The 9,930-nt window shown below is 69.8% G+C and carries 11 protein-coding genes; 9 read left to right on the top strand and 2 right to left on the bottom strand.

Annotated features, from left to right (window positions below; translation table 11 throughout):
• Window positions 1-91: 91 nt before the first annotated feature.
• The 8 genes from ACZ418_RS42345 to ACZ418_RS42310 all read left to right on the top strand — a co-directional run bounded on the left by ACZ418_RS42345 (window position 92) and on the right by ACZ418_RS42310 (window position 7,882).
• Window positions 92-889 (top strand): amino acid ABC transporter ATP-binding protein, encoded by a 798-nt coding sequence (locus tag ACZ418_RS42345; protein ID WP_385313184.1) that lies wholly within the window; start codon window positions 92-94, stop codon window positions 887-889.
• Window positions 890-953: 64 nt separating this feature from the next.
• A complete protein-coding gene (locus tag ACZ418_RS42340; RefSeq protein WP_468374073.1) occupies window positions 954-1,979 on the top strand; it encodes an ABC transporter substrate-binding protein in 1,026 nt (341 codons plus the stop codon).
• Between the two features lie 89 nt (window positions 1,980-2,068).
• A complete protein-coding gene (locus ACZ418_RS42335) occupies window positions 2,069-2,794 on the top strand; it encodes a GNAT family N-acetyltransferase (RefSeq protein WP_468374075.1) in 726 nt (241 codons plus the stop codon).
• Between the two features lie 37 nt (window positions 2,795-2,831).
• Window positions 2,832-2,927: a putative leader peptide gene (locus tag ACZ418_RS42330; protein WP_362035493.1), complete on the top strand. Its 96-nt coding sequence runs from the start codon at window positions 2,832-2,834 to the stop codon at window positions 2,925-2,927.
• Window positions 2,928-3,040: 113 nt separating this feature from the next.
• On the top strand, window positions 3,041-4,255 hold the full coding sequence (locus tag ACZ418_RS42325) for an LLM class flavin-dependent oxidoreductase (protein WP_468374070.1): 1,215 nt from the start codon (window positions 3,041-3,043) through the stop codon (window positions 4,253-4,255).
• Between the two features lie 21 nt (window positions 4,256-4,276).
• On the top strand, window positions 4,277-5,653 hold the full coding sequence (locus ACZ418_RS42320; RefSeq protein WP_468374068.1) for an NtaA/DmoA family FMN-dependent monooxygenase: 1,377 nt from the start codon (window positions 4,277-4,279) through the stop codon (window positions 5,651-5,653).
• Complete coding sequence (locus ACZ418_RS42315) at window positions 5,650-6,741, top strand: LLM class flavin-dependent oxidoreductase (protein WP_468374065.1); 1,092 nt, start codon at window positions 5,650-5,652, stop codon at window positions 6,739-6,741. The genes ACZ418_RS42320 and ACZ418_RS42315 overlap by 4 nt, the downstream gene beginning before the upstream one ends.
• On the top strand, window positions 6,734-7,882 hold the full coding sequence (locus ACZ418_RS42310; RefSeq protein WP_468374062.1) for an LLM class flavin-dependent oxidoreductase: 1,149 nt from the start codon (window positions 6,734-6,736) through the stop codon (window positions 7,880-7,882). Before ACZ418_RS42315 ends, ACZ418_RS42310 begins: the two co-directional genes overlap by 8 nt.
• Before the next feature lie 272 nt (window positions 7,883-8,154).
• On the opposite strand, the gene ACZ418_RS42305 is transcribed toward ACZ418_RS42310, so the two are convergent.
• Window positions 8,155-8,658 carry a P-loop nucleotide/nucleoside kinase family protein gene (locus tag ACZ418_RS42305; RefSeq protein ID WP_468374059.1) on the bottom strand — a complete coding sequence of 168 codons (504 nt, stop codon included), beginning with the start codon at window positions 8,656-8,658 and terminating at the stop codon, window positions 8,155-8,157.
• 4 nt (window positions 8,659-8,662) lie between these two features.
• The gene (locus tag ACZ418_RS42300) at window positions 8,663-9,589 is read right to left on the bottom strand and encodes a LysR family transcriptional regulator (RefSeq protein WP_468374056.1); all 927 of its coding nucleotides are present in this window, start codon (window positions 9,587-9,589) and stop codon (window positions 8,663-8,665) included.
• A gap of 138 nt (window positions 9,590-9,727) precedes the next feature.
• On the opposite strand from ACZ418_RS42300, the gene ACZ418_RS42295 reads away from it, so the two are divergent.
• Window positions 9,728-9,808 (top strand): putative leader peptide, encoded by an 81-nt coding sequence (locus ACZ418_RS42295; RefSeq protein ID WP_361249745.1) that lies wholly within the window; start codon window positions 9,728-9,730, stop codon window positions 9,806-9,808.
• Window positions 9,809-9,930: the final 122 nt, after the last annotated feature.

Here is a 9,930-nt window from a genome sequence, read left to right as displayed (position 1 = left end):
CAAGGGCAGCCAGCATGAAAACCATCCCTGCCCCACCCGCGCAGTCCCAGAGTCGCGAACTCGCGGGACGCACTCAAGAAGGTAGGGCCGTATGACCGCCGAGACGCTCGAAGCCGTGGAAGACGTCGAGGCCGCCACCGTCGAGGTCCACGACGTGCACAAGTGGTACGGCACCCACCGGGTACTGGACGGCGTCGACCTGACCGTCCGCCCTGGCGAGGTCACCGTCATCCTGGGCCCCTCCGGCTCCGGCAAGTCCACCCTGCTGCGGGTCATCAACCACCTGGAGAAGCCCGAGATCGGCTACGTCAGCATCAACGGCGAGCTGATCGGCGTGAAGCGGCACGGCGACCGCCTGAAGGAGCTGAGCGAGCGGGCCATCCTCACCCAGCGCGGGCGGATCGGGTTCGTCTTCCAGAACTTCAACCTCTTCCCGCACCTGACCGTCCTGGACAACGTGGCCGCCGCCCCCGTGGCCACCGGAAAGCTCGGCAAGCCCGAGGCGCGGCAGCTGGCCAAGGAACTCCTCGAACGCGTCGGCCTCGGTGAACGCGTCGGCGCCTACCCGCGGCAACTGTCCGGCGGCCAGCAGCAGCGCGTCGCCATCGCCCGCGCCCTCGCACTGCGCCCCGGCGTCATCCTCTTCGACGAGCCCACCTCGGCCCTCGATCCCGAACTGGTCGGTGAAGTCCTCGCCGTCATCAAGGACCTGGCGACCAGCGGCACCACCCTGGTCATCGTCACCCACGAGATCGGCTTCGCCCGCGAGATCGCCGACCGGGTCGTCTTCATCGACGGCGGCAAGATCATCGAGCAGGGCCCGCCCTCCGAGGTCCTCGACCAGCCGCGGCACGAGCGGACCAGGGACTTCCTCAGCAAGGTCCTCTGACCCGCCGCACCCCCAAGACCTCCCCCCACGCCACCCTCATCACCTTCAGCGACAAGGAACGGCCATGCCCACCGACTTCACCCGACGCAGCCTGATACGCGGCATCACCGCGGCGACCGCGGTCGCCTCCCTGGCCACCGGGCTCGCCGCCTGCGGTGGCAACAGCGACGCGGCCACCACCACCGAAGCCGCCAAGTCCGGCGAGGTCGTCATCGGACGTGTCTCCAACGGCGCCGCCACCCAGAGCACCATCAAGGTCTCCGAGGTCAAGTCCATCAGCGCCGAACTGCCCGCCGCCATCAAGAAGAGCGGCAAGCTGGAGATCGGCATCGGCGCCCTGCCCGCCGGATTCCCGCCGCTGGCCTACGTCGGCGGCGACCAGAAGACCCTCACCGGCTCCGAACCCGACCTCGGCCGCCTGGTCGCCGCGGTCTTCGGGCTCAAGCCCGAGGTCAAGAACTCCACCTGGGAGAACCTCTTCGTCGGCATCGACAGCGGCAAGGTCGACGTGGCCTTCTCCAACGTCACCGACACCGAGGAGCGCAAGAAGAAATACGAGTTCGCCTCCTACCGGCAGGACAACCTCGCCTTCATCGTGCCGAAGAAGAGCACCTGGAACTTCGACGGCAACTACGAGAACCTCGCCGGCAAGACGATCGCCGTCGGCTCCGGCACCAACCAGGAGAAGATCCTCCTGGAGTGGAAGGCGAAGCTGGCCAAGGAGGGCAAGAAGCTCACCGTCAAGTACTTCCAGGACAGCCCCAGCACCTACCTCGCCCTGAACAGCGGCAAGATCGACGCCTCCTTCGGTCCCAACCCCGGCTTCGCCTACCACAACCGTCAGGTCGCCAACACGCCCAACGCCACCCGCACCGCGGGCACCTACTCCGGCGCGGGCGCGAGCCTCCAGGGCCTGATCGCGGCAACGGCGAAGAAGGACAGCGGCCTCGCCAAGCCCCTCGCCGACGCCATCAACTACCTGATCAAGAACGGTCAGTACGCCGAGTGGCTCAAGGCCTACAACCTCTCCAACGAGGCCGTCGCCAAGTCCGAGGTCAACCCGCCCGGACTGCCGCTCGACAACTCCTGACCACCGTGTGCCGGGGACTCCACCACCGCCCCGCGATGGAGTCCCCGCGCGCCGGACACCCCGAGCCGCACCCCGGAGACCGCCACACCATGTCCGTCACCACCCTCGACGCCAGCTTCCCGCACATCCTGGACAACCCCGCCTGGGCCGCGCTCACCGGACCCCACGCCCACTTCGCCGAACGCATCGGCCACGCCGCCCGCTATCACCAGGACGTCGCTCCCTTCCACGCCGTCTCCGGCGAGGACGACCCGCGCGCCTGGGGCGATCTCGCCGCGCTCGTCGGCCCCGGTGGCACCGCCTCGGTGCGGGGCGTCACCGAGGCGCCGGAGGGCTGGGAGGTCGTCGGCACCGGACACGGCGTCCAGCTCGTGGACACCGGCCTGCGCGCGGAGGCCGACCCCGAGGCCGTACGGCTCGGCCCGGCCGACGTGCCCGAGATCCTCGACCTGGTCGCCCGCACCGAACCCGGCCCCTATCTGCCCCGCACCCTCGAGATGGGCACCTACCTGGGCATCCGCCACCGCGGCCGCCTGATCGCCCTGGCCGGCGAACGCCTCCATCCACCTGGCTGGACCGAGATCAGCGCCGTGTGCACCGACCCGGCGTATCGCGGCCGGGGTCTGGCCACCCGCCTGGTCCGCGCCGTCGCGGCCGGCATCAAGGAGCGCGGCGAGCAGCCCTTTCTGCACGCCAGGGCCGACAACGCGAACGCGATCCGGTTGTACGAGTCGATCGGCTTCAGCCTGCGCCGCCGTACGGTCTTCTCACTTGTACGGCAGACCGAAGTCGCCGTACTGGAAGAAACGGCATAGCCGTGTCGTTGTCCTTGTCGAGGGCGATGACTCGGAGGTGGGCCGCGTGACACGTGTACCGCGTGCCGTCCGCCTCCACAGCCGGCCCCACATCGACCTCCAGCGCGTGGCCGGCGCCCTCTGTTGTTCCTGACCCTCCCCCAGCCTTCGGCCGGGGGACCCCCATCTCCCTGCGGTCGCCCACCGCCGTGCGCCCCGATTCCCGCGGCCCGGCGATCTCGTACGGACCTCCAGGAAGGTACCCTCGTGGCCTCAACTCTCCCTTCCCACCTGCACCTTGCCGTCGCACTGGACGGCACCGGCTGGCACCCCGCCTCCTGGCGCGAGCAAACCGCCCGCCCCCGGGACCTGTTCACCGCCGGATACTGGGCCGATCTGGTCGCCGAGGCCGAGCGCGGCCTGCTCGACTTCGTCACCCTGGAGGACGGACTCGGCCTGCAGTCCTCGCACTACGGCGAGCCGGATGGTCGCACCGACCAGGTCCGCGGCCGCCTCGACGCCGTCCTGATCGCCTCCCGCATCGCCCCGCTCACCCGGCACATCGGCCTGGTGCCGACGGTGATCGCCACCCACACGGAGCCCTTCCACATCTCCAAGGCGATCGCCACCCTCGACTACGTCAGCAGCGGCCGCGCGGGCCTGCGCGTGCAGATCTCCGCCCGCCCGCACGAGGCCGAGCACTTCGGCCGCCGCACCTTCCCGCCGATCAGCCTGGAGGAACTGCAGACGCCGGCCGGACAGGAGAGGCTCACCGATCTGTTCGACGAGGCCGCCGACTACGTCGAGGTGGTGCGCCGGCTCTGGGACAGCTGGGAGGACGATGCGGAGATCCGCGACGTCGCCACCGGCCGCTTCATCGACCGCGACAAGCTGCACTACATCGACTTCGAGGGCAAGCACTTCAGGGTCAAGGGCCCTTCCATCACCCCGCGACCACCGCAGGGCCAGCCCCTCGTCACCGCCCTCGCCCACCAGACCGTCCCGTACCGGCTGGTCGCCCGCCAGGCCGACGTCGGCTACGTCACCCCGCATGACGCCGAGCAGGCACGTGCGATCGTCGCCCAGATCCGTGCCGAGCAGGAGGCGGCCGGACGTGGCGACGAACCCCTGTACATCTTCGGGGACTTGGTGGTCTTCCTGGACGATGATCAGGCCGCTGCCGAGGACCGGCGTGCCCGGCTCGACGCCCTCGCGGGGCAGCCGTACACGAGCGACGCACGCATATTCGCCGGTACGCCCGTCCAACTCGCCGATCTGCTACAGGAGTCGGCGCAGAACGGCCTGAGCGGCTTTCGGCTGCGGCCCGCCGTCGCCGGGCACGACCTGCCCGCCATCACCCAGGGCCTGGTCCCCGAACTCCAGCGCCGGGGCGCCTTCCGCACCGCCTACGAGGCCGACACCCTGCGTGGCCTGCTGGGCCTGCCCCGCCCCGCCAACCGCTACGCCGCAGCGACCGCCTGACCCGGAAGGACCGCACCCACTATGAGCAAGCCGCTGAAGCAGATCCATCTGGCCGCCCACTTCCCGGGCGTCAACAACACCACCGTGTGGAGCGACCCGAAGGCCGGCAGCCATATCGAGTTCAGCTCCTTCGTGCATTTCGCACAGACCGCCGAACGCGCCAAGTTCGACTTCCTCTTCCTCGCCGAGGGCCTCAGGCTGCGCGAACAGGGCGGCAAGATCTACGACCTGGACGTCGTCGGCCGCCCCGACACCTTCACCGTCCTCGCCGCGCTCGCCGCCGTCACCGATCACCTCGGCCTGACCGGCACCATCAACTCCACCTTCAACGAGCCCTACGAGGTGGCCCGCCAGTTCGCCAGCCTCGACCACCTCTCCGGCGGCCGCTCCGCCTGGAACGTCGTCACCTCCTGGGACGCCTTCACCGGCGAGAACTTCCGCCGCGGCGGCTTCCTGCCCCAGTCGGAGCGCTACTCCCGCGCCAAGGAGTTCCTGGCCACCGCTAACGAGCTCTTCGACTCCTGGCACGGCGACGAGATCATCGCCGACCAGGCGACGGGCGTCTTCCTCCGGGACGCGAAGGCCGGCTCCTTCGTCCACAGCGGGCAACACTTCGACATCCACGGCCAGTTCAACGTCCCGCGTTCACCGCAGGGCCGTCCGGTGATCTTCCAGGCCGGTGACTCCGACGAGGGCCGCGAGTTCGCCGCCTCCAGCGCCGACGCCATCTTCAGCCGCCACGCCACCCTTGAGGGCGGCCGGGCCTTCTACACGGACGTCAAGAACCGCCTCGCCAAGCACGGCCGCCGCCCCGACCAGCTGCTGATCCTGCCCGCCGCCTCCTTCGTGCTCGCCGACACCGACGCCGAGGCCGAGGAACTCGCCGTACAGGTGCGCAGGCAGCAGGTCAGCGGCGCCACCGCCCTCAAGCACCTGGAGTTCGTCTGGAACCGGGACCTGTCCTCCTACGACCCTGAGGGCCCGCTGCCCGACATCGACCCCGACGTCAGCGACAACCACATCTCCAAGGGCCGCGCCCAGGTGCGCATGTACCGCGACCCGCTGGCCACCGCCCGCGAGTGGCGCGAGCTGGCCGCCGCCAACAACTGGTCCATCCGCGACCTCGTCATCGAGACCGGCAACCGGCAGAACTTCATCGGCTCCCCGGCGACCGTCGCCCGGACCATCAACGGGTACGTCCAGGCGGACGCGAGTGACGGCTTCATCCTCGTCCCGCACATCACCCCCACCGGCCTGGACGACTTCGCCGACAAGGTCGTACCGCTCCTACAGGAACAGGGCGTCTTCCGCACCGACTACGAGGGCCCTACCCTCCGCCACCACCTCGGCCTCGCCCACCCTGACGACATGCGGGGCGAGGAGCAGGTGGCGTCGTGAAATTCCTCGCCGTCACACTCATCGTGCACCGCCCGGATCCCATCACCGGGGTACAGAAGCCGACCCACGACCGCTTCCGCGAGGTCCTCGACAACGCGCTGCTCGCCGAGGAGCTGGGCTTCGACGGCTTCGGCGTGGGGGAGCGCCACGAGCGGCCGTTCATCTCTTCCTCACCGACCGTCGTACTCAGCCATGTGGCCGCCCTGACGAAGCGCATCCGCCTGTTCACGGCCGTCACGACGCTCAGCCTGCTGGACCCGGTCCGGGCATACGAGGACTACGCCACCCTCGACCACCTGTCCAACGGGCGCCTCGACCTGATCATCGGCAAGGGCAACGGCGCCGCCCAGCGCGACCTGTTCCACGTCACGCCCGAGGACCAGTGGGACCGCAACGCCGAGAGCTACGAGGTCTTCCGGAAGATCTGGCGCCAGGACAAGGTCACCGCCGAGACCCGCTTCCGTCCCCCGCTGACGGACGCCGAGGTGTGGCCGCGCCCGTATCAGCGGCCGGTCCGAGTCTGGCACGGCAGCGCGACCAGCAAGGAGTCCGTCGACCTGGCTGCCCGCTACGGCGACCCGCTGTTCTCGGCGAACGTCACCAACCCCATCGAGCCGTATGCCGAGCTGATCCGCCACTACCGCGAGCGGTGGGAGCACTACGGCCACGACCCGGCGCAGATCGCCGTCGGCGCGGGCACGGCGGGCATCTACATCGCCCGCACCTCGCAGGAGGCGCTGGCTGGGTACCGGCCGGTCTTCGAGTCCACCCTGGCGTTCTTCAAGAAAGCCGGCCTGCCGGTCGTCTTCGAGACCCTGGAGGACTTCGTCGAACGCAGCTCCGCCCTGATCGGCAGCCCGCAACAGGTCATCGACAAGGTGCACCGCTACCACGAACAGTTCGGGCACACCGTGCTCCACCTGCACGCCGACGCGAGCGGGCTGACGGAGTCCCAGCACCGTGCCTCCCTCGAGCTGTTCCAGTCCAAGGTCGCCCCCGTGCTGCGCCGCGAGATCCCGGACCCGCCGTTCGGGTGGGGACCCGTGCTTCCGGCGCCACCGCTCACCCAGGAGTCCGCCCATGTCTGATATTGCCCTCGGCGTTCTCGACCTGGTCCCGATCCCCTCCGGCTCGACGGCAGCCGATGCCCTGCGCAACTCCATCGACCTCGCACAGCAGACCGAGCGCTTCGGATATGCCCGCTACTGGTTCGCCGAGCACCACCTCAATCCGGGCGTGGCCGGCACGTCCCCCGCAGTCGTCCTGGCCCTGACCGCATCCGCCACCTCCACCATCCGGCTCGGTTCCGGGGCCGTGCAGCTCGGGCACCGCACGGCGCTGTCCACGGTGGAGGAGTTCGGCCTGCTCGACGCGCTGCACCCGGGCCGCTTCGATCTGGGCCTGGGCCGCTCGGGCGGCCGCCCGCCGGGACAGCCGGCCGCACCGTTGCCGACGGCGACCCCGGTCGTCGACGGCCGCACCCCGAACGGCCTGTTGATCCCGCCCCGCTTCTCCTTCGAGCATCTGCTCGGGTCACCCCGCATCGCGCTGCAGCGCAGGCTGCTTCTCCTGCCGGGCGCCGAGTCACAGGACTACGCCGAGCAGATCGACGACATCCTCGCCTTACTCGCCGGCACCTACCGCTCCCCGGAGGGCGTCGAGGCGCACGTCGTGCCGGGGGAGGGCGCCGACGTGGAGGTGTGGATCCTGGGCAGCAGCGGTGGTCAGAGCGCCGCTGTCGCGGGCCGGGGCGGTCTGCGGTTCGCGGCGAACTACCACGTCAGCCCGGGCACGGTCCTGGAGGCGGTGGAGGGTTACCGGTCCTTCTTCCAGCCTTCCGAGTTCCTCGACAAGCCGTACGTCAGCGTCTCGGCGGACGTCGTCGTCGCCGAGGACGACGCCACCGCCCGCGCACTCGCCACCGGCTACGGCCCGTGGGTCCGCAGCATCCGCACCGCCGAGGGCGCCATCGAGTATCCGACGCCGGAGGAAGCGCGCGCCCACCCATGGACCGACGAGGACCGGGCCCTCGTCCAGGACCGCCTCGACACCCAGTTCGTCGGCTCACCGGGCCGGGTGGCCGACCAGTTGGAACGGCTCCAGGAGGCCACGGGCGCCGACGAGTTGCTCATCACGACCATCACCCACGACCATACGGACCGGGTCCGTTCATACGAACTGCTCGCGGAGGAATGGCGCCGCCGGGGTCACTCCTTCCAGTCGAGCTGACGTTCGGGAGTACCCCACCGACCGGCTGCACGCGACCGCTTCGGCGCGGCCCGCCTCGTCACCGCGCCGACAGCGGAAGACCTTTTGCGTGAAGGCGACCACGTGAAGACAACCATGCTGAGACGACCTCGTGTGCGTCCTTCGCCGCGGCTCTCCGCCCGTGGCCCGACGCCGCTTCTTGGACTTCGGGTCCCGGCATCGAGGTGCTTGAACCACCGGACGTACGCGACGACTTGGCCGAGCCGCGTGCTTGCACAGCCGCCCGGTACCGGTCAGCCCGATGCCAGGCCCCGGAGGAGCAGAGCCAGTGACTGTTGCGGGCTCCGTCCCGCGGTGTCGACGACGACGCGCTCGCGGTCCCACGGCTCGTACTCCCGGTCGACGACCTGCTGCCAGTCCGGCAGCGGCAGATCTGGAATGTCGGCCGAGCGCGAGGTCACGCGGCACCGGCGCTCCGCCGGATCCGAGCACACCACTTCCACCTCGACGACACGCACGCCCGCCCTGACGGCCGTGTCCCGCCAGGCGTCAAGCGTCACACTCAGCGGATTGACCGATTCCGCGATCACGGTCAGCCCCTGCCGCAGATGTTCCTCGGCCAGGGGATATCCGACGGCGTAGCCCACGGGACCAACCGGGCGCCGGGCCGCCCCGGAACGGACGATCGCCTGCTCGATGGTGTCGACCCGCAGAGGGACCGCGCAGATCCGGGCCGCCAGGAGACGGGCGAGCGTGGTCTTGCCGGTGCCGGTCAGGTCGCCCATGACGATGAGCACGGGATCATCCCTCCGTCAGCCGTCGCGAAGAAGTGCCGTACGCCTGGGCGTTGCGCACGAAGAGTTCGTACAGGTCGCGGACCGCCCGCGGAACGGAGCCGGAATGGCGGCGCTGCAGTACCAGCAGTACGTCGGTCGCATCCCCCGCGAGCGGCCGCACAGTGATCGCGCCCCGTCGCTCCAGCGGGTCGCCGACGACGCTGAAGTCCGGCAGCACCGTGGCCCCCAGCCCCTCGGCCACCATCAGTTTGCCCATCTCCGCGCCGTCGGTGGAGTACGAGAAGGACGGCGTCCGGCCGCGGAGCAGCCGGTGCACGAAACGGTGCATCACATAGCCGGACCGCATCACGACCAGCGGCTCGGCCAGAAGACTGTCCGCGTCCACCGCATCCAGGGCCGCCAGCGGACTGTCCGGACGCACGCACACCACCGGCCGGCCGCAGAGCAACTCCGTCGTCTCGAAGCCGGGTGGCATGTCGTCGCCCCGGAGGTAGTTCACCAGTCCCAGGTCGAAGGCGCCCTCCAACAGCCCGCGGTGGATGTCGGCCTGCTGTGCGCCGACCAACTCCACCTGGGTGACCGGGTGCGAGGCCCGGAACTCGCGCACGGTCGGGATGACCAGCGGCACGGTAGCCGTGTTCACCGTGCCGAGCCGGACCATGCGGCTGATGCGGTGCTGGTCGCCGGCCGCGCCGCGCAGCCGGTCGACCGCGTCCAGCACGCTCATGATGTGCGGCAGCAGCTCGCGTCCCTCGTCGCTGATCTTCGCCCCGGACCGCTTGCGCTCCAGCAGGTCCACGCCGAGTTCGCGCTCCAGATTGCGCACGGTCTCGCTGAGCGCCGGCTGGGACAGGTGCAGTTCCTCGGCGGCGCGCCGCAGCGAACCGAGCCGTGTGACGGCAGCGATGTATTCGAGCTGTTCGATACGCACGAACAGGAGACTGCGCCCGCCCGGGGACCGGGTTCAAGGGAATCCCTGTCACAACCTCGTGAATACCGACTCTCACCATGTGGAATCACATCCGGGCATTCTTGACCGGCCGGACTCCCACCTGGTTCGATCGATGGCATGAAGCGACAGGACCTCACGCGGCGACGCCACGTCGACCTTGCGCGTGTTTCCAGCGCCTCCTGTCGCTGTCGGGTCTGAGCGCACCCGAAACCCTCCCACCCGCTCCCTCTGTGACTTCCTTCCGTGAATTCCGGTCCCGGCTCATTTCCGTCGTGACGACGGCTTTCCCGGAAACGCCGCTCCAGCGTGCCTGAATTCCG

The organism is Streptomyces sp. NPDC030820, from assembly GCF_055572075.1.
This window is presented reverse-complemented; position numbering and strand designations above follow the sequence as displayed.

Bases quoted from the DNA above. Each gene is read 5' to 3' on its own strand.
- ACZ418_RS42335 (WP_468374075.1), top strand. From the start codon at position 2,069: ATGTCCGTCACCACCCTCGACGCCAGCTTCCCGCACATCCTGGACAAC.
- ACZ418_RS42295 (WP_361249745.1), top strand. From the start codon at position 9,728: ATGAAGCGACAGGACCTCACGCGGCGACGCCACGTCGACCTTGCGCGT.
- ACZ418_RS42340 (WP_468374073.1), top strand. From the start codon at position 954: ATGCCCACCGACTTCACCCGACGCAGCCTGATACGCGGCATCACCGCG.
- ACZ418_RS42320 (WP_468374068.1), top strand. From the start codon at position 4,277: ATGAGCAAGCCGCTGAAGCAGATCCATCTGGCCGCCCACTTCCCGGGC.
- ACZ418_RS42345 (WP_385313184.1), top strand. From the start codon at position 92: ATGACCGCCGAGACGCTCGAAGCCGTGGAAGACGTCGAGGCCGCCACC.
- ACZ418_RS42310 (WP_468374062.1), top strand. From the start codon at position 6,734: ATGTCTGATATTGCCCTCGGCGTTCTCGACCTGGTCCCGATCCCCTCC.